Source organism: Azospirillum brasilense (assembly GCF_005222205.1).
Classification (GTDB): domain Bacteria; phylum Pseudomonadota; class Alphaproteobacteria; order Azospirillales; family Azospirillaceae; genus Azospirillum; species Azospirillum brasilense_G.
Map to the genome: position 1 here is coordinate 335,915 of NZ_CP032348.1, position 18,740 is coordinate 354,654.

Here is an 18,740-nt window from a genome sequence, read left to right on the forward strand (position 1 = left end):
GGCGCCGCCTTTGCGAATCCGCAAACGGACGAGGGTGGAGCGTCGATTCTTATCGGCGGACGCGCCGGGGTGCGGAGCGTGCCCCGGCTCAGGGCAGCAGGATCGCCGACTGCCATTGCTGGAGGAAGCGCTCCCGCTTCAGCCGGTCGAGGAAGACCAGCAGGGCCGGGCTGAGGGCGATGGGGTGCAGCGGCGCCGCCGTGCTGGAGCGCAGGCCCGACGCCGAGGCCTCCCGCTTGATGCCGGAGGAGATGGCGTAGAGGGCGGAGCGGTCGGCCACCACCTCCTGCCCGCGCGGCGACAGCAGGTAGTCGATGAACGCCCCGGCGAGCTGCGGCCGGGGCGCCGTCCGGGGGATCACCGCGACGCGGGAGATGACCAGCGTGTAGTCCTCCGGCACCACGATGCCGATGGGCGCCCCCGCCGCCGCCCGCGCCCGCGCGTAGGAGCCGAGGACGTTGTAGGCGATCAGCACCTCGCCGCGCTCCACCAGATCGAGGATGTCGCCGGAGCAGCAGGCCAGCCGCGCCTGGGCGTTGCCCATCATCGCCACGAGCTGCCAGTACTGGCCGAACAGCAGGGCGTCGTGGGCGGCCAGCAGATAGCCGATGCCGCTGGTGGCGGTGTCGTAGGTGGCGACGCGCCGGCCGAAGCGCGCCGGGTCGTCGCGCAGCAGCCGGATCAGCGCGGGGCGCGTGCGCGGCACTTCCGCGTCCGGCAGGAGGTTGCGGTTGTAGGCGATCACCGCCGGCTCGAATGTGAAGCCGAACGCCTCGTCCCGCCAGTTCGCCCAGTCCGGCAGGGCGTCCGTCAGGGCGGAGCGGTGGGGCTGGGTGTGGCCGTCGTTGACCAGCTTCACCTGCAGGTCGGAGGCGGAGCTGATGAGCAGGTCGGGGGTCTCCGCCGCGGTCCCCTTGGCCGGCGCGGCCACCGCCTCGGCGTAGAGGTCGGCGGTGTCCATGTCCTTGTATTCGATGGTGACGTCGGGGTGGAGTTGCTGGAAATCGAGGACCAGCGGCTCGATGGCCTGGCGGTCGGTGGCCGAATGGATGCGCAGCCGCTCCCGCTCGCCGCCGGGGGCGGAATAGGTGATGAGCTGCGCCGCCTGCGCCCAGGGGGACCAGAGCAGGGTGCAGAGGACCAGAAGCGGCAGCAGGGCCCGCGCGGCTCCTCCCGGCGCCGGGGCAGTGCCGTCCGCCGCGAGGAAGTCGATGCGCGCGATCAGCCCGCCGCCGGGACGGTCGAGCAGCGCGAACGCCGCCCCGTGCGCCTCCACCACCGAGGTGACGATGGCGAGGCCGAGGCCGCTGCCCGCCACCCCGGAGGCGGAGCTGCCGCGCCCGAACCGCTCCAGCACGCGGCGCTTCTCGGCGTCCGGCACGCCGGGGCCGCGGTCGGCAATCTCCACGCGCAGGCCGCGCCCGTTCGGCGAAGGGGTCAGGGTCAGGTCGATGGGGCCGGACGGGCCGGCGTACTTCACCGCGTTGTCGAGCAGGTTGGTCAGCGCCTCGCGCAGGCTGATGGCGTCGCCGGGGACGGTGGCCGCCTCCGCCGCGCGGTCGATGTCGAGGCGGATCGCCGTGTCGCCGGCCACCGCGCGGGCGCGCTGGAACACCTGCTCCAGCAGGGCGCCGAGATCGACGTCCTCGGGCTTCAGCGCCTCGCTGCGGTGAATCACCATGGCGTGGTTGAGGAGCTGGCTGGTGAGCTGGCTGGCCTCCACCGCGTTGCGGTGCACGCGCTGGGCGATGCGGTGCAGGGCATCGGGATCGTCCTCGTCGATGGCGAGTTCGGCCTGCAGGCGCAGGCTGGCCAGCGGCGTGCGGATCTGGTGGGCGGCGTCGGCCAGGAAGGTCTGCATGGTGTCGAGGTTGGATTGGAGCCGGGCCATGAGCTGGTTGATCGCCTGGACGAGCTGCGAGACCTCCTGCGGCGGCGGCATGGCGATGGGGGAGAAGTCGTGGGGCTGCCGCTCGCGGATCATCCGCTCCAGCGAGCCCAGCGGGGCCAGCGCCTGCCGCACCCCGAACCAGATCAGCCCGCCCGCCGCGACCACGGTGAAGGCGATGGGCAGGAAGGCGTTCGCCAGGATGTCGCGGGCCAGCGCCCCGCGCTCCTCCCGCGTCTGGGCGACGGCGATGGTGACCCAGCCGCCAAGCTCCGGCTGCGTGGCGAAGCGCTTCAGGACGGCGACGCGCACCGGCATGCCGCGGAAGATGGCGTTCTCGAACCGGGTGGCGGAATCGCCGCCGGCCGCGCCGGCGACCCCGGTCCTGGGAGGCGCCACCGGCAGGTCGTGGTAACCGGTGATCAGCTCGCCGTCCGGCGCGGTGATCCGGTAGAACACGCGGTCGCGCCGCGCCTGGGCCAGGATGCCCAGCGACGAGTAGGGCAGGTCGACGGAAAAGCGCCCGTCCTCCACCCGCACCGTGTCGGAGATCGACAGCGCCGACGCCATCAGCAGCCGGTCGAAGGCGGCGTCGGCGGCGCGCTGGGCGTAGGCGTTGATGAACAGGAACAGCCCGGCGGTCAGAACGGCCAGCACGCCGAGCAGCCGGATGAACAGCCGCCGCCGCAGCGAGAATCCTTCAGCCTTCGGCACACACTTCCGCCACATACCCGAGCCCCCGAACCGTCCGGATCTCCACCGACGCGCCCTCCAGCTTGCGCCGGAGGCGGGAGACATACAACTCGATGGCGTTCAGCGCGGTGGGCTGGTCGAGGCTGAACAGCCGGTCCATCAGGTCTTCCTTGGACAGGACCGTGTTCAGGTTGCTGAGGAACAGCTCCAGCAGCCGGAACTCGCGGCCGCCGAGATCGACGGGGCGGCCGTCGACCAGCACCTTCTTGGCCGCGGCGTCGAAGACCAGATTGCCGAACTGCGTGCGCGAGGAGGCGAGCCCGTGCGAGCGGCGCAGCAGGGCGCGGCAGCGGGCCTCCAGCTCCCGCAGGTCGAAGGGCTTCACGATGAAGTCGTCGGCGCCGAGGTCGAGCAGGTCGACCCGGACATTCACCTGGGAGCGGGCGGTCATCACCAGCACCGGCGTGGCGTCGCGGCGCTGGCGCAGGCGGTTCAGCAGCGTCTGCCCGTCCACCCCCGGCAGCATGATGTCGAGCAGGACGAGCTGGTACGCCTCCTGGCGCAGCAGCTCCTCCGCCTCGTCGCCGGTCGGCGCCCAGTCGACGGCGTAGCCCAGCTTGCGCAGCCGGTGGACGATGGCGTCGGCCAGATCCTCGGTGTCCTCGACGACGAGTATGCGCATGGTCCGTCTCCCGGTGCCGGGGCACCGTAATGCACAAATCAGTGGGCCATGAAGATGGGAATGGCGGGTGGTTCGCGCAGCACATCGAGCGTCACGCCGCCCCACACCCGTTCGCGCACACGGCTGTGGCCGTAGGCGCCCATCACCAGCAGGTCGCAGCCGGCTTCCGCCGCCGTCTCCTGCAAGGCCCGCCCGACCGCCCGGCCCGACGCCGTAACCCGGCGGATCGACGCCGCGACGCCGTGCAGCGCCAGATAGGCCGACAGGCGGTCGGGGTCGGCGGTGCGCCCGGGGTCGGCGACGTCGGCCGACAGGATGACCGCCTTGCCGGCGCGCTGCAGAAGCGGCAGCGCCGCCGCGACCGCCCGCGAGGCCGCAGCCCCGCCGTCCCAGGCCACCGCCACCGCAGAGCCGACCGAGGCCGGTTCGGCCGCCGGGGCCAGCAGCAGCGGGCGGCCGGAGCCGAACAGGCTGGCCTCGATGGCCGGCCCCATGGCGTTGGTCCCGTCGGAGGTCTGCGCGATCACCACCAGATCGGCGAGCCGCGCCTCCTCCGCCAGGGTCTCGGCCAGCGGACCGGTCGCCTGCTGCCAGGAGGCGGTCGGACCGTCCGCGCCCGCGACGCCGCCGGTCAGGCTGTCCGCCTCGGCGGCGCCGAAGCGGCCGCGGAATTCCTCGAACAGCTCGTGGGCGGAATCGACCACGCGCGCCTGATCCTCCTGCCCGATGCGGATGAGCTGCTCGACCAGCGCCTTGGGGATCGCGGCGCTTTCGACGGAGGTGCGGATTTCGACCTGCGGCATGACGCTCAACCCCTCGACATGGGCGCGGAAGCGGCCGGCGAGCAGAAAGGCCGTGGCGATGGCGCGGCGGTCCAGCGGCCGCCCGGTCAGGGGAACGAGAACCTTCTTGATCATCGGATTCGCTCCGTCACGATAGCCAGGAGGTGTGCATGAGGACTTCGTTGCTGCCGCGCCAGATCATGTCGAGCGCCACATAGGTGATGATGGCGAGACCGACCCAGCCGACCCAACGGTGCTTGTGCAGGACGTGGGCGATCATGTTGGCGGCGGCGCCCATCAGAACGACGGACAGCAGCAGGCCGATGACCAGGATGGTGGGGTGGTCCTTGGCCGCGCCGGCCACCGCCAGAACGTTGTCGAGCGACATCGACACGTCGGCCACGACGATCTGCCAGATGGCGGCACCCACCGTGACGCCGCCGACCGCGGCACCGGCGGCGGCGTTTCCGGACACCCCCACCGGCGTGTCGGGGGCCTCCATCGCCTCGTCGGGCGCCACCTCGTCCGTCCCGTGGGAGCGCAGCTCGCGGAACATCTTCCAGCAGACCCACAGCAGCAGCACGCCGCCGGCCAGAGTCAGCCCGATGATGGCGAGGAGCTGGGTGGTGATCAGGGCGAAGAAGATGCGCAGGACGATGGCGGCGCCGATGCCCCAGAAGATCACCTTGCGGCGCTGCGCCAGCGGCACCGCGGCGGCGGCCATGCCGACCACGATGGCGTTGTCGCCGGCCAGCACGAGGTCGATGGCGATCACCTGCCCGAGGGCGGCGAGCTGCGACCAGAGATCGACGCTTTCCATGGAAAAGTCCTTCGAAGAATGGCCGAAGAGTGGCGGTCTTACGTCGCGGGATGGCTGCCGGACGGGGAGGCGCTGCCATCCTTGCCCGCGCCCTTGGCCGCGCTGTTGCTCCGGTAGCGCACGACCATCGGGCCGATCACCAGCAGGGCCGCGATGATCAGCAGGGCCGCCGAGATCGGGTGGGTCAGGAAGACCGACGGGTCGCCCTGGCTGATCGCCAGCGCGCGGCGGAACTGCTGTTCGGCCAGCGGCCCCAGGATCAGCCCGACCACGCAGGGCGCCACCGGCACGTTCAGGACGCGCATGCCGAAGCCGAGCAGGCCGATCACCCACAGGATGACCAGATCGATGACGTTGTTGTTCAGCGTGTAGGCGCCAAGCGACGAGAAGACCAGGATGCCGGCGTACAGCCAGGGCCGCGGGATCAGCAGCAGCTTCACCCAGAAGCCGACCAGCGGCAGGTTCAGCACCAGCAGGAGCACGTTGCCGATGTAGAGGCTGGCGATCATGCCCCAGACCAGCTCGGGGTTGTTGTCGAACAGCGTCGGGCCGGGCTGCAGGCCGTATTGCTGGAAGGCGGCCAGCATGATGGCGGCGGTCGCCGAGGTTGGCAGGCCGAGCGACAGCAGCGGCGCCAGCACGCCGGCGGCCGACGCGTTGTTGGCGGCCTCCGGACCGGCGACGGCCTCGATGGCGCCCTTGCCGAACTCCTCCGGCTTCTTCGCCAGACGCTTCTCGACCAGATAGGACAGGAAGGTCGGGATCTCGCTGCCGCCCGCCGGCAGGGTGCCGATGGGGAAGCCCAGAAGCGTGCCGCGCAGCCACGGCTTCCAGGAGCGCGCCCAGTCCTCGCGGCTCATCCATTTGGAGCCCTTGAGCGCGTAGATCTCCTCCGTCTCGAAGCGGTGGCGGGAGGCGACGTAGAGCGTCTCGCCGACCGCGAACAGGCCGACCGCGACGACCACCGTGTCGATGCCGTCGAGGAGCTCGGGCACGCCGAAGGCCAGCCGCGCCTGACCGGTCTGCATGTCGATGCCGACCAGACCCAGCGCCAGACCGAGGAACAGGCTGGCCAGACCGCGCGCCAGCGAGCTTCCCAGCACCGCGGTGACGGTGGTCAGCGCCAGCACCATCAGCGCGAAATACTCGGCCGGGCCGAACAGCAGGGCCATCTTGACCATCAGCGGGGCGACGAAGGTCAGCGCCGCGGTGGCGATGGTGCCGGCGATGAAGGAGCCGATGGCGGCGGTCGCCAGCGCCTGGGCGCCGCGGCCCTGGCGGGCCATGGCGTGGCCGTCGATGGCGGTGACGATGCTGCCGGACTCGCCCGGCGCGTTCAGGAGGATGGAGGTCGTCGAGCCGCCGGACATCGCGCCGTAATAGATGCCGGCGAACATGATGAAGGCGGAGGTCGGCTCCAGCCCGTAGGTGACCGGCAGCAGCAGCGCCACGGTCAGGGCCGGGCCGATGCCGGGCAGCACGCCGACCGCGGTGCCCACGGTCACGCCGATCGCCGACCACAGCAGGTTGTAGGGGGTCAGCGCCACGAGGAAGCCGTGGCCCAGGGCGGCAAGGGTGTCCATTGTGCAGTTTCCTTCCCGAAGCGGGGGCCCGAAGCGGGGCCCCGAAGCAGGGCCCCGAAGCAGGGCTTGTCCGGCGGTCCTACTCGGCGTCGGGGGACGTGAGCCGTTCGACGATGCTGCCCTCGGGCAGGTTCAGGCCGAGCCCATAATTGAAGGCCACGAAGGTGAAGGTGGCGAGCGCCAGCCCGATGGCGAGGTTGACCATCAGCCGCCGGCCGCCGAAGGCGCGGGAGACCGCGGCGAACAGGATGGTGGTGGAGGGAATCCAGCCCAGCGTGTCCAGCAGCAGGAACTGGACGGCCAGCCCCGCCGCGACCAGCGCCACCGCCCAGAGGTCCAGTTCCAGCCCCTCGGCGTGGGCGACGGCACCGGCAAAGGCCTCGCGCAGCAGCGACAGGCCGACCAGGACGAGGCCGCCCGAGATCAGGTAGGGAAACAGGGCGGGGCCGACCACCGCCCGGCCGACGCTCGGGGTCAGCATGGTCTCGACCGCGATCAAGCCCCCCAGGGCGATCAGCCCGCCGCCCAGCACCGCCTCTCCGGCGCGCATGCTCCGACCGGTGGTCATCGCTTCATCCTCCCAGACTGTTTTTTTGCGGACCGGCGGGCGCGGCGCGGTGGCCGCGCCCACCTGGTTCGGTCCTTACTTCACGAGGCCGATGTCCTTCAGCGTGCCTTCGATCTGCGCGCGCTCCTGCTTCAGGAAGGAGGCGAACTCGGCGGAGGGCTGGTAGAGGTCGATCCAGCCGCGCTGCTTCACGGCCTGCTTCCACTCATCGCTGGCGACGGCCTTGGCGACGGCCTCCTGGAGTTCCTTCAGCTCGGCCGGCTTGGCGGAGGCCTGGGCGAAGACGCCGCGCCAGTTGACGAACTCCAGGTCGACGCCCTGCTCCTTCATGGTCGGCGTGTCGGAGCCCGGCAGGCGCTGCGGGGCGGAGACGGCGATGGCGCGCAGCTTGCCCGCCTGGAACTGCGGGGCGAACTCGCTGTAACCGCCCATGCCGAGCGTGACGTGGCCGCCGAGCGCCGAGGCCAGCAGCTCGCCGCCGCCCGCGGTGGCGACGTAGTTGACCTTGTTGGGATCGACGCCAACGGCCTTGGCGATCAGGCCGGCCAGGATCTGGTCGCTGCCGCCCGCCGAGCCGCCGCCCCAGGAGACCGAGCCGGGGTCCGCCTTGAACTTCTTGATCAGGTCGTCGAAGGTTTTGATGGGCGACTCCGGCGGAACGACGATGGCGGTGTATTCGCCGGTCAGCCGGGCCAGCGGGGTCACCTGGTCGAGCGTCACCGCCGACTTGTTGGTGACGATGGCGCCCAGCATGATCTGGCCACCGACGAGGATCGTCGGCGAGCGCTTCTTGGCGGTGACGAACTGGGCGAGGCCGACCGTGCCGCCGGCGCCGGGGATGTTCACGACCTGGATGCCGGAGGCCAGCTTCTGGTCCTGCAGAACCTGCTGGAGGGTGCGGGCGTGCTGGTCCCAGCCGCCGCCGGGGCTGGCCGGGGCGATGATCTCCAGCCCCTTGATCTCGGCCAGCGACGGGGTGGCGGCGAGGGCGGCCGTGGCGAGGACGGCGGCGGTCAGGACGCCCTTCACGGCGCCCGGCATGCGGATGGTCATGACGCTTCGCTCCATGGGTGTGTTTTGTTTTGATACTTGGTCCCGGCGGTCCGCCGCCGGGCTCCGGTCACTTGACGAGGCCGAGTTCCGTCAGGACGCCTTCGATCCGCGTCCGCTCGTCCTTCACGAAGGCGGCGAACTGGTCGGACGGCAGGTAGAGGTCGATCCAGCCGCGCTCCTCGGCGATGCGCTTCCACTCGTCGGTGCGGACCATGGCGCCGACCGCGTCGTCCAGCACCTGCTTCTCCGACGCCTTCAGGTTGCCCGGCGCCATCACGGCGCGCCAGTTCACCAGCTCGACATCCACGCCCTGCTCCTTGAAGGTCGGGACGTCGATGCCGGGAAGGCGCTGCGGGGAGGAGATCGCCAGCGCGCGCAGCTTTCCGGCCTGGAGCTGCGAAGCCATCTCGTTGTAGCCGCCGGTCGCCACGGTGATGTGGCCGCCGAGCACCGAGGCCATCATCTCGCCGCCAGCGCCGGCGGCGATGTAGTTCATCTTGGAGACATCGCCGCCGATCGCCTTGACAAGCAGGCCGTAGAGGATGTGGTCGGGGCTGCCGACGGCGAAGCCGCCCCAGGAGACGGAGCCAGGGTCGGCCTTGAACTTCTTCACGAGGTCGTCGAGCGTCTTCAGCGGCGAATCCGCGGCCACCACGATGGGCTGGTACTCGCCGGTCAGGCGGGCCAGCGGGGTCACCTGATCGAGCGACACCGGCGACTTGTTGATCAGGATCGCCCCGATCATGCCGAGGCCGGAGATCATCAGGCCGGGGTTGCGCTTCTTGGCGGTGACGAACTGGCTGAGGCCGATGGTGCCGCCGGCTCCCGGAATGTTGACCACCTGGACGCTGGAGGCCAGCTTGTGGTCCTGGAGGACCTGCTGCATGGCGCGCGCGTGCTGGTCATAGCCGCCGCCGGCGTTGGCGGGGGCGATGATTTCCAGATTCTTGATCTCCGCGGACGCGGGGGCGGCGAACAGGGCGGAAGCGGCCAGCACGGCCGCCGCCAGCATCCCCTTGGCGGGGTTGCCGAGGCTCATGGTGTTTCCTCCGATTGGGCTTCTTGTTCTTTTGGATGGCGCTTGGTGCGCCTTACGCTGCCTTGGCGGTGGGGCGTTGCGGCCGTGCCTCGTAGAGGAGGACGGAGCCGCCGGCCCCCGCGCCGCAGGCGGCGCCATAGAAGAGCGGAGTCCGCTCGTCCGCCGATGCGGTCTTCGCCGTGGTTTCCGCCGGCTTCCTGGCTGCGGATTCGGTCGCCATGGTGGAGTTTCCGGGAACGGTGGTTGGTTGTTCCAACTGTTTAGCAGACGAACCTGTCATGAACCTGTCAGCCACCACCCAGGCACGCGAAAATTCGGCGCTCCACCCGGAAGAGGCGGAGACCGGTTCATGGCGGCGCTCCAGGCTTTTGTTGGCGAGCAACCAGGCATTGGCGTGCTCAACGATACAGCGGACCGGACCGAGGCCGGAGCCGTGCGGCTGGCCGGTCTTGCGGATGATGGGTTGGATGCCTTCACCTAAAGCGGATTGCAATCCGCTTTGGAGCGCGACGGCGGTCCCGGTCGCACATGCGACCGGAGCCCGTCGGCGCATGAGGCGATATGAGTCTAAAGCGAACGGAAATTCGCTTTAGACAGAGCCATCGGTTGTCGGCGCTATCCTATCCGGCGTCCGCGTGGAGGCGAGCGATGCTGGCGCAGACGACCATGGCCAAGCGCGGAAGGTCGGGAAAGAGCCGGGTATCATGAACGTTGGCGGGCGATGGCAAAGCCGCCATGGAAGCCCTTCCGTGGTGACGACCACATCGTACTTGGTCCCCGGCTTGCCGCGATCCGTCGGGTGGCCAATGAAGGCTCCACCGCGCTTGGCGCGAACCGAGCGGCTATCCACCACGATGCTCCACGGATCGGCAGCGGCTTCCGGGCCGGAGCGGACCATGCGGATCAGCACGGCGTGGACGCGGCGCAAGAGGGCCGTTGGCCCCATTCCGTTAGCCGACGGCGCACCGTTGATCCCGGGGCGCGATCCGGTGAGGCCCGAAGTTCCCGCCACTGCACGCCTTCGCGCAGGAAGAAGCGGAGCGTCTCAAGGACGGCGTTGGTCGGCACCGGAGGCCGACCCGGTCCCGTGACGGCCCGCTCCATCTGGTCAATGATGCCTGCCACCAGTCCACCGTTGTTGGTCCCATACCAGCCTCCCCATGCCAGAGGCAGAGGAACTGGTGCGAGATCAAGGAGTGCCGGAGCAACAAGGCCGTTTTCCGGGAAATTCGTTCTCTGACGCTGGATTGCGCACTCCCAGAATGCTCTGCATAATCTGGACGCGACCGACGCCAAAGCGAAGCCGCGTCCTCGCACGAACGTCCGCGATCCAGCGACGCAAGGCTCAGAACACCCCGTCAACGAGCAGACAGGCAGAGGCCCGATGACGAAACAATCCCCTCCGACGACTCCAGATGAGGATCTGCACATAGACGCGGACGCTTGGCGGCTGCGCGGCGAACGGCAGAGGGATCGGGAACGGCAGAGGGACCGGAATGATCAGTCCCGTGCCGAGGCCGAGCAGGAGCGTGTCGAGGCCGAGCAGGAGCGTGTCGATTCCGAACATCTCCGTACCGAGGCGCACAAGCGTTACGAGGCGGCGGAAAGCGCCCGCGTCGTCGCCGAGGAGGGGCGGGTCTCCGGTGAGCTTCAGAGGTTGGAGGCGGAAGGGCAGCGCATCCGGTCGGAAACCATCCGCCGCGTCTCCGAGGAAGGGCGCCGCGTCCTGGAGGAAGCCCGTCGCGTGTTGGAAGACGCTCGCCAAGGCGAAGAAAGGATGCGGCAGTTCCAGGAGGACGCACGTCGTGCCTCAGAGAAGGCCCGTGAGGAGGCAGAGCGGGCGCGAGCGGCCGCCGAGGAGCAGCGCCAACTGGTCGACGAGATGCGGCGAACCATCGAGCAGTACAAGGCGATGATGGCCAAGAAAGACGGCTAAAGCGAACTTCCGTTCGCTTTAGACTCATATCGCCTCATTCGCCGGCGGGCTCCGGTCGCATGTGCGACCGGGACCGCCGTCGCGGTCCAAAGCGGATTGCAATCCGCTTTAGGCCGGCGGACAGAGCCGTTGCGCGTCCGGCCCCGGACGGACCGCCATTCGGGGCCGGGAGCGGGTCCCCTCCGGTCCCGCTGGCCGGATGGCCTCACCCCGATCACGCCCGGTGGATCACCTCGCCCAGCGCCTGCACCAGTTCCGCCGGCTCGACCGGCTTGTGCAGCAGGCGGCAGCCAATGGACCTGGCCTCGCGCAGGCGCTCCGGCGCGGTGTCGCCGGTGATGATGACGCCCGGCACGTCCCAGCGGCGGCGCACCAGATCCACCACGTTTCGCCCCGTGCTGCCGCCCGGCAGGCGGTAGTCGGTCAGCAGCACGTGCGGGCGGGTACGCAGGCGGGGCAGGCGCGTGGTCAGTTCCTCGACGGAGGCGACGGCGACGACCCGCACGCCCCAGCGCGTCAGCGTCATGGTCAGGCTGCGGCGGATGCGCTCGTCGTCCTCGACCAGCAGCACCGTACACCCCTTCAGCATCGCCAGGACGGCGGCGTCGAGGGCCACCGGCGCCGGCGGGCGCACCACCACGCGCGTCCGGGCGAGCGGCACCGCGACGGCGAAGACGGAGCCGCGTCCGACCACGGAGCGCACTGACACCTCCAGCCCCAGCAGCCGCGCGATGCGCGCGACGATGGAGAGGCCGAGGCCGAAGCCGCGGGCCGCGTTGCGCTCGGGGTTCTTGAGCTGGCGGAACTCCTCGAAGATGGCACCGCGCGCCTCGGGCGGGATGCCCGGGCCGTTGTCGCACACCTGGAACTCGACCGAGCCGGCGCGGCGCCGGCAACCGAGCAGCACCCGCCCGCGGGTCTTTCCGGCGCCGTCGGGCGCGCCGTGGGAGACCGCGTTGGAGAGGAGATTGCGCAGTACACGCTCCAGCAGGTGCGGGTCGGTGGTGACGGCGAGGGAGGTGGGCACGAAGCGAAGATCGATGTTGGCCTCCTCCGCCATGCTGCGGAATTCGGCGCAGAGGCGGGTCATCAGCTCGCCCGGCGCGACGTCGGCGATGGCGACGTCCACCGCCCCAGCCTCCAGCCGCGACAGGTCGAGCAGGCCGCTCAGCATGCCGTTCAGGTTCTCAATGGATACCTTCAGCAGGTCCAGCACCTCGACCGCAGCGGGGTCGGAGCCGATAGACCCGCGTAGCACGTGGGCGTAGAGCGCGGCGGCCTGGATCGGTTGCCGCAAATCGTGGCTGACGGCGGCGAGGAAGCTGGTCTTCGCCCGGCTGGCGCTCTCCGCGGCGTCCCTGGCGCGGCGCAGGCTCTCCTCGATCGCCTTGCGCTCGGTGAGGTCGAGGGCGAGCCCGGTGACGCGGGCCGGCCGCCCGGTCGGGTCGCGCTCCACCACGCGGCCGAGGCTGGCGATCCAGCGCACGCCCCGGTGCGGGTGGCTGATGCGGAACTCGACGCGGAACTCGTCCTCGGCCTGATCGCGGGTGATCTCGAGCATCCGCTGCAACGCCGGGAGATCCTCCGGCAGCACGATGGACAGCAGGCGGTGCGGCGGCAGCGGGCGGTCGCCGTCCCGGTCGAGGCCCATGAGGTCGTAGCACTCGGGCGACCACGTGACGTGGTTCGCCGCCACGTTCCAATCCCAGGTGCCGGCGCCGGCGCTTCGTTGCGCGAGGCTCAATTGCTGCTTGCGGATGCGCAGGGCCGCGTTCGCCTCCTCCAGCTCGACGGTGCGTTCCGCGACCCGCCTCTCCAGGTCGGCGTTGCTGCGGGTCAGCTCGTCGGCAAGGACCTGAAGCTGCTTGTAGGAGGTCTTGAGTTCCGCGACGAGGTGGGCTTCGTCCTGTCGGGCTGCGGACATATGGCGGTCGGCCCGCTCGAGCGCGGCGCGCAGATCCCGAGCCTCCGCCTCGGCACGCGCGAGGCGGAGCCGCAGATCAGCGTCCTGTTGGCGCGGCTCGGTCGGGGGAAGGGCGTGCTCCTGGGCGTCCGGGGTACGGGCCAGGGTCGGTTCGCGGCTCTGCTCCTGCGCCCCGACGGGGTGACGCAGGACTTCGGCATCTTTGTTGTCGTTGCTGCCCTGAGACGACCGCATGTTCACTGTGGCGCCCTCGCCGGGGGTTGCCGTGCCTGTGCACGATCACACACCTCTCCCCAACAGCGCAGTTCCCTTATCGTCCTAATTCGAATGGCCGTGAAGGGAGGTGCTGTGTGCGGCCGATCCATGGCAACGGGTTTTTCGCGCTTTGGCTAGGTGTTGGAGCACCCATCCTGCGCATACTGAACATTGCGGAAAGCCGCCAACGTGCCTGGGCAAATCACCCAAGGGTTCGCTCATCGTGAGTTGGCGCGGTTGTGGAAACAGTCCCAATATCTCCCCTCCCTGCGTCAGCGGGGGGACCGGGGGGGCAACACCCCCGAACCTACCGCACCACCAGCAGGAACAGCCCCTGGCCGAGATAGACGGTGCCGGTCACGGCGACCAGACGCTGGCTCCAACTGCGGAACTGGGCGTCGCTCATGGCGTCGAGCACGCGGCGCGACAGGTTCGTCCCCAAAACGGCCATGCCGATGCAGACAAGGGTCACCGTGATGTCCAGAGACTCCGCCTCCGACGCCGCGACGAGGGAGCCGAAATAGACCGTCTTGAACAGGTGGCCGAAGACCTGCATCGTCGCCTTGGTCGCGACGACGCTCTGCCGCGACAGGCTGGACTTCACGAAGAAGACGTCGAGCAGCGGCCCGGAGATTCCGGCGATCAACTGCACGCCCATGCACAGCAGGCCGGCCAGCGTGCTGTGGCCGCGCCGCGACACGTTCGGCGACCAGTGCGACGGAACCGCCATCGCCATGAAGGGTGACAGCCCCAGCAGGATCAGCGATTCCGCCTTGCCGGGCACGTAGCGGATCAGGGTGAAGACGCCAACCGCCACCGCCCCGCCCAACAGAAACTGCGCCACGATCCCCCATTGCACGTGCCGCCGCCACAGCCACGCCCGCCAGCCGTTGGCGGTCATCTGCGTGATCCCGTGCAGCAGCATGGCGGAGGATACCGGCAGCAGCAGCAGCAGCAGCCCCATCAGCACCATGCCGCCGGCCATGCCGAACAGGCCCGACAGGAACGAAGTCACCAGCGCCGCAAGGCCGAGTCCGAGTGTCAGGGGAACCGTCAGCATCCCGCTCATCCGAAAGTTTTCTTTGGCTGTGGACGGCATCATGCCCCTGGCGCGCTTGCCCCGCAAACGGGATTGTCTGATGCTGACCCCCAGGATTTGTTGGGGTGCATGGAGAGGGGATCGGATGCGGCGCCTGCCATCGCTGAACGCCCTGCGGGCGTTCGAGGCCGCGGCCCGCCACGGCAGCTTCACCGGGGCGGCGGGCGAGCTGAACGTCTCGCAGGCCGCGGTCAGCCGCATGGTCCGGCTGCTGGAAGAGCGGATGGGCTTCCCGCTGTTCGAGCGGCGGGCCAACGCGCTGGAGCTGACCGACCGCGGGCGGGCGCTGCAGCCCGGCCTGACCGGCGCCTTCGACGCGATCGCGGACAGCGTCGAGCGGGTCGCCGCCATGCGCGACGGACCGGTGCTGACGCTGGGAGTGGGCGCCACTTTCGCGGTGCGCTGGCTGATCCCGCGCCTGTCGGCCTTCCATGAAAGCCACCCGGACGTGGAGGTGCGCATCGCCACCGGCGGCGCCGGCGCGCCGATCCGCGAGGACTGGACCTGCGCCCTGCTGCTGGGCGACGGGCATTGGCCGGGCTACGAGGTGGAGGAACTGTTCACCGCCGATATGCTGCCGGTCTGCGCGCCGGCCCTGGCGCGGACGCTGCGCCGTCCGGAGGATCTGCTGTCGGCGACGCTGCTGTCGGTGTCGCACTGGGCGGACGACTGGCCGCACTGGTTCGCCTCGGCGGGGCTGGCGCCGCCGGCCGTGAAGGGACTGTCCTTCAGCAGCTACGCCATGACCCTGCAGGCGGCGGCGGACGGGGTGGGGGTGGCGCTGGGGGCGCGGCTCTACATCGCCGACGATCTGGCGGCGGGCCGGCTGGTCACGCCCTTCGCGCTGGCCGTGCCGATGGGGCGGGCGTGGTATCTGGTCTCGCGGCCGGCGCGGCACCGGGAGCCGGGCTTCACCGCCTTCCGGGACTGGCTGCGCGCCGCGGCCGGATCGTCGGACCCCGGAAAGAAAAGACCGCCGGAGCGTGCCCCGGCGGCCTGAAGTCGCACTTTGGAGAAACGTCACTCGGCGGAACCGCGCGCACGGTGCGGCCTGCCAACTGGGTTTCAAAGGATAACCGAACGAAAACACTTATACTAGTATATCACTGAACGCGCAAGCCCTTTCGCTCACATGACGGCGCCCATCTGCCAGGGCGTGAACTCGTCGGAGCCGAAGCCCAGCTCCTCGCTCTTGGTCTTCTTGCCCGACGCGGTGTCGAGGATGAGCTGGAAGATCGCCCGTCCGACCTCCTCGATGGTGGCGTCGCCGGTGGCGATGGGGCCGCAGTCGATGTCCATGTCGTCGGGCATCTTGCGGTAGAGCGGCGTGTTGGTGGCGAGCTTCAGCGACGGCGTCGGCTTGCAGCCGAAGACGGAGCCGCGGCCCGTGGTGAAGCACAGCACGTTGGCGCCGCCCGCCACCTGTCCGGTGGCCGACACCGGGTCGTAGCCCGGCGTGTCCATGAAGACGAGGCCCGGCCCGGTGATCGGCTCGGCGTAGCGCACCACCTCGACGAGGTTGGTCGTGCCGGCCTTGGCGACCGCGCCCAGCGACTTCTCCAGGATGGTGGTCAGGCCGCCCTTCTTGTTGCCGGGGGACGGGTTGTTGTTCATCTCGCCGCCGGTGCGGCTGGTGTAGTCCTCCCACCAGCGGATGCGCTCGACCAGCGTCTCGCCGACCGCCGGGCTGACGGCGCGGCGGGTCAGCAGATGCTCGGCGCCATAGACCTCCGGCGTCTCGCTCAGCACCGCGGTTCCGCCGTTGCGGATCAGCAGGTCCACGGCGTGGCCCAGCGCCGGGTTGGCGGTGATCCCCGAATAGCCGTCCGACCCGCCGCATTGCAGCGCCAGGATCAGGTGGCTGGCCGGCACGGTCTCGCGCCTCACGTCGTTGACGCGGGGCAGCAGCGCGCGGATGCGCTCAACGCTCGCCCGTACGGTGGCGGCGGTGCCGCCGCTCTCCTGGATCGCCAGCGTCTGCAGGGTGTCGCCGACGGTCAGCCCCTCGACCTCGACCAGCTTGTCAATCTGGTTCACCTCGCAGCCGAGGCCGAGCACGAGCACGGCGGCGAAGTTGGGGTGGCGGGCGTAGCCGGCGATGGTCCGGCGCAGCGCGTCGATGGCGTCGCCCTGCGAGCCCATGCCGCAGCCGTAGGCGTGGGTCAGCGCGACCACCCCGTCGATGTTGGGGTAGGCGGCCAGCGCGTCGCCGCGGAACTGGTCGGCGATCATCCGCGCCGCGGTGGCCGAGCAGTTCACCGTGGTCAGGATGCCGATGTAGTTGCGGGTCGCCACGCGCCCGTCCGGACGGACGATGCCCTGGAAGGTGGCGCGGTCCGCCTCCGGGACGAGGTCGGTGGGGTGGACGTCGGCGCCGAAGGCGTAATCGCGCTCGAAGCTGTCGCCCACGCCGATGTTGTGGACGTGGACATGGTCGCCCGGCGCGATGGGGGCGGTCGCGAAGCCGATGACCTGGTTGTACTTGCGCACCGGCTCGCCGACCGCGATGGCCTGCACCGCGACCTTGTGGCCGGAGGGGATCGTGGTCCGGGCGACGATGCCGGTGTCGGGCAGGGGGGTGCCCTCCGGCAGGTCGGCGCCGGCAACGACGACGTTGTCCGCGGGGTGCAGGCGGATGGTCAGCGATGCCATGGTGGTGGTCCTTTTCCTGAAGTTCCCTCTCCCGTCCCGGGAGAGGGAGGGGCCCGCCGCGAAAGCGGCGGGAGGGTGAGGGTGCCAGCAAGGATGAAAGCTTTGATCCTTGGACGACCCTCACCCGGCGCCGTTGGCGCCACCCTCTCCCGGGACGGGAGAGGGGCTTCACATCAGAGCTTGTAGGCCTTCTTGGCGAGGGTGTAGGCGAGGTCCACCGCCAGCTCCGCGGCCTCGTCCTCCTCCAGCCGGTGCTCGGCGACGAGGCGGGCCAGGAAGGCGCAGTCGACGCGGCGGGCCACGTCGTGCCGGGCCGGGATCGAGCAGAAGGCGCGGGTGTCGTCGTTGAAGCCGACCGTGTTGTAGAAGCCGGCCGTCTCCGTGATCATCTCGCGGTAGCGGCGCATGCCCTCGGGGCTGTCGTGGAACCACCAGGCCGGGCCGACGCGCAGCGCCGGGTAATGGCCGGCCAGCGGCGCCAGTTCGCGGGCGTAGCTGGTCTCGTCGAGCGTGAACAGGATGATGGTCAGGTCGCGCTCGTTGCCGACGCGGTCGAGCAGCGGCTTCAGCGCCCGCACATACTCGGTGCCGGTCGGGATGTCGGCGCCCTTGTCGCGGCCGAAGCGCTCGAAGACGCCCGGGTTGTGGTTGCGGAAGCTGCCCGGATGGATCTGCATGACCAGACCGTCGTCCAGGCTCATCTTGGCCATCTCGGTCAGCATCTGGCCGCGGAAGATCTCCGCCTCGGCCGCCGTGATGGTGCCGCGCAGCGCCTTTTCGAACAGCCGCTCGGCGTCGGCGTCCGACAGGTCGGCGGTGGTCGCCGTGGCGTGGCCGTGGTCGGTCGAGGTGGCGCCGCCGACCTCCTTGAAATACTGGCGGCGGTTGCGCAGGGCGGCGAGGTAGCCGGCCCAGGTCCCGGTGTTCTCACCGGACAGCGCGCCCAGAGTCTCGACGTTGGCCTGGAAGCCCTCGAACTCCGGATCGACGACCGGGTCGGGGCGGAAGGCGGTGATGACGCGGCCCTTCCAGCCGCTCTCGCGGATGGCGCGGTGATGCTCCAGCGTGTCGAGCGGCGACTCGGTGGTCGCCAGCAGCTCGATGTTGAAGCGCTCGAACAGGGCGCGCGGCAGGAATTCCGGCTTCTGCAGGCAGGCGTCGATCTGGTCGAAGATGCGGTCGGCGCTGGCCCCGCTCAGCCGCTCCGTCACGCCGAACACCGTCTCGAAGGCGTGGTCGAGCCACATGCGCGTCGGGGTGCCGCGGAACAGGTGCCAGTTCTGGGCGAGCAGGCGCCAGATCTTGCGCGGATCGCTCTCCACCGCCCCGCCGTCCTTGCGCGGCACGCCCAGGCTTTCCAACGTCACGCCCTGGCTGTAGAGCATGCGGAAGGCGTAATGGTCGGGCACCACGAACAGCGACGCCGGGTTCGGGAACGCCTCGTTCTTGGCGAACCAGGACGGGTCCGTGTGGCCGTGCGGGCTGATGATCGGCAGGTGGCCCACCTCCGCGTACAGCCGGCGCGCGATGTCGCGCTGCGTGGGATCGCTGGGGAAGAGGCGGTCGGGGTGGAGCATCGCTCATCTCCGGATAAAGGGATGCCGGACCGGGGTCCGGTGCCCATTTGAATGGGTGGTTCGGGTGTGGCGCCCTGTGCGGCGCCGGTCATGCCCCGCATGACGGAATATATTAATATATCAGTTCCGGATGCAAGGACTTTGTGCGTCCCGCCCACAATTCTGTCGGCAGGACGCGCAATTCAAGAG

At 69.9% G+C, this 18,740-nt stretch carries 16 protein-coding genes; 3 read left to right on the forward strand and 13 right to left on the reverse strand.

The genetic code is table 11. From position 1 onward, the window contains the following. Positions 1–88 precede the first annotated feature (88 nt). The 9 genes from D3869_RS27490 to D3869_RS33300 all read right to left on the reverse strand — a co-directional run bounded on the left by D3869_RS27490 (position 89) and on the right by D3869_RS33300 (position 9,328). Positions 89–2,602, reverse strand: a complete 2,514-nt coding sequence (locus D3869_RS27490; protein ID WP_137142880.1) for a sensor histidine kinase — start codon at positions 2,600–2,602, stop codon at positions 89–91. Continuing rightward, positions 2,589–3,263 carry a response regulator transcription factor gene (locus D3869_RS27495; RefSeq protein ID WP_014200002.1) on the reverse strand — a complete coding sequence of 225 codons (675 nt, stop codon included), beginning with the start codon at positions 3,261–3,263 and terminating at the stop codon, positions 2,589–2,591. Before D3869_RS27495 ends, D3869_RS27490 begins: the two co-directional genes overlap by 14 nt. Positions 3,264–3,301: 38 nt before the next feature. Beyond that, positions 3,302–4,180 carry a universal stress protein gene (locus tag D3869_RS27500; RefSeq protein WP_137142881.1) on the reverse strand — a complete coding sequence of 293 codons (879 nt, stop codon included), beginning with the start codon at positions 4,178–4,180 and terminating at the stop codon, positions 3,302–3,304. Between the two features lie 13 nt (positions 4,181–4,193). Further along, complete coding sequence (locus D3869_RS27505) at positions 4,194–4,865, reverse strand: TerC family protein (RefSeq protein WP_137142882.1); 672 nt, start codon at positions 4,863–4,865, stop codon at positions 4,194–4,196. 38 nt (positions 4,866–4,903) lie between these two features. After that, positions 4,904–6,448 (reverse strand): tripartite tricarboxylate transporter permease, encoded by a 1,545-nt coding sequence (locus D3869_RS27510; protein ID WP_137142883.1) that lies wholly within the window; start codon positions 6,446–6,448, stop codon positions 4,904–4,906. Positions 6,449–6,527: 79 nt separating this feature from the next. Then, the gene (locus tag D3869_RS27515; RefSeq protein ID WP_137107261.1) at positions 6,528–7,016 is read right to left on the reverse strand and encodes a tripartite tricarboxylate transporter TctB family protein; all 489 of its coding nucleotides are present in this window, start codon (positions 7,014–7,016) and stop codon (positions 6,528–6,530) included. A gap of 75 nt (positions 7,017–7,091) precedes the next feature. After that, the gene (locus D3869_RS27520; RefSeq protein WP_247896060.1) at positions 7,092–8,069 is read right to left on the reverse strand and encodes a Bug family tripartite tricarboxylate transporter substrate binding protein; all 978 of its coding nucleotides are present in this window, start codon (positions 8,067–8,069) and stop codon (positions 7,092–7,094) included. Positions 8,070–8,136: 67 nt separating this feature from the next. Further along, positions 8,137–9,108, reverse strand: coding sequence for a Bug family tripartite tricarboxylate transporter substrate binding protein (locus tag D3869_RS27525; RefSeq protein ID WP_137142884.1), 972 nt, complete (start codon positions 9,106–9,108; stop codon positions 8,137–8,139). A 52-nt stretch (positions 9,109–9,160) separates the two neighbouring features. Continuing rightward, entirely contained in the window at positions 9,161–9,328 is a 168-nt protein-coding gene (locus tag D3869_RS33300; protein WP_175426643.1) for a hypothetical protein, read from the reverse strand. A 129-nt stretch (positions 9,329–9,457) separates the two neighbouring features. Between D3869_RS33300 and D3869_RS34785 the strand changes: the two genes are divergently transcribed. Both D3869_RS34785 and D3869_RS27540 read left to right on the forward strand, forming a co-directional pair. Beyond that, positions 9,458–9,589, forward strand: coding sequence for a hypothetical protein (locus D3869_RS34785; protein ID WP_432613445.1), 132 nt, complete (start codon positions 9,458–9,460; stop codon positions 9,587–9,589). Between the two features lie 903 nt (positions 9,590–10,492). Next, positions 10,493–11,044 (forward strand): hypothetical protein, encoded by a 552-nt coding sequence (locus D3869_RS27540; protein WP_137142887.1) that lies wholly within the window; start codon positions 10,493–10,495, stop codon positions 11,042–11,044. Positions 11,045–11,258: 214 nt separating this feature from the next. Here D3869_RS27540 and D3869_RS27545 read toward each other — a convergent pair whose 3' ends face one another. Together D3869_RS27545 and D3869_RS27550 are read right to left on the reverse strand one after the other, a co-directional pair. Then, positions 11,259–13,202, reverse strand: coding sequence for an ATP-binding response regulator (locus D3869_RS27545; protein WP_137142888.1), 1,944 nt, complete (start codon positions 13,200–13,202; stop codon positions 11,259–11,261). Between the two features lie 328 nt (positions 13,203–13,530). Then, positions 13,531–14,283 carry a TSUP family transporter gene (locus D3869_RS27550; RefSeq protein WP_247896061.1) on the reverse strand — a complete coding sequence of 251 codons (753 nt, stop codon included), beginning with the start codon at positions 14,281–14,283 and terminating at the stop codon, positions 13,531–13,533. 124 nt (positions 14,284–14,407) lie between these two features. Between D3869_RS27550 and gcvA the strand changes: the two genes are divergently transcribed. Next, positions 14,408–15,322 carry a transcriptional regulator GcvA gene (gene gcvA, locus D3869_RS27555; RefSeq protein ID WP_137142890.1) on the forward strand — a complete coding sequence of 305 codons (915 nt, stop codon included), beginning with the start codon at positions 14,408–14,410 and terminating at the stop codon, positions 15,320–15,322. A gap of 128 nt (positions 15,323–15,450) precedes the next feature. On the opposite strand, the gene D3869_RS27560 is transcribed toward gcvA, so the two are convergent. Together D3869_RS27560 and uxaC are read right to left on the reverse strand one after the other, a co-directional pair. Then, the gene (locus D3869_RS27560; RefSeq protein WP_137142891.1) at positions 15,451–16,974 is read right to left on the reverse strand and encodes a UxaA family hydrolase; all 1,524 of its coding nucleotides are present in this window, start codon (positions 16,972–16,974) and stop codon (positions 15,451–15,453) included. 173 nt (positions 16,975–17,147) lie between these two features. Continuing rightward, positions 17,148–18,551 (reverse strand): glucuronate isomerase, encoded by a 1,404-nt coding sequence (gene uxaC / locus D3869_RS27565; RefSeq protein WP_137142892.1) that lies wholly within the window; start codon positions 18,549–18,551, stop codon positions 17,148–17,150. Between the last annotated feature and the right edge of the window lie 189 nt (positions 18,552–18,740).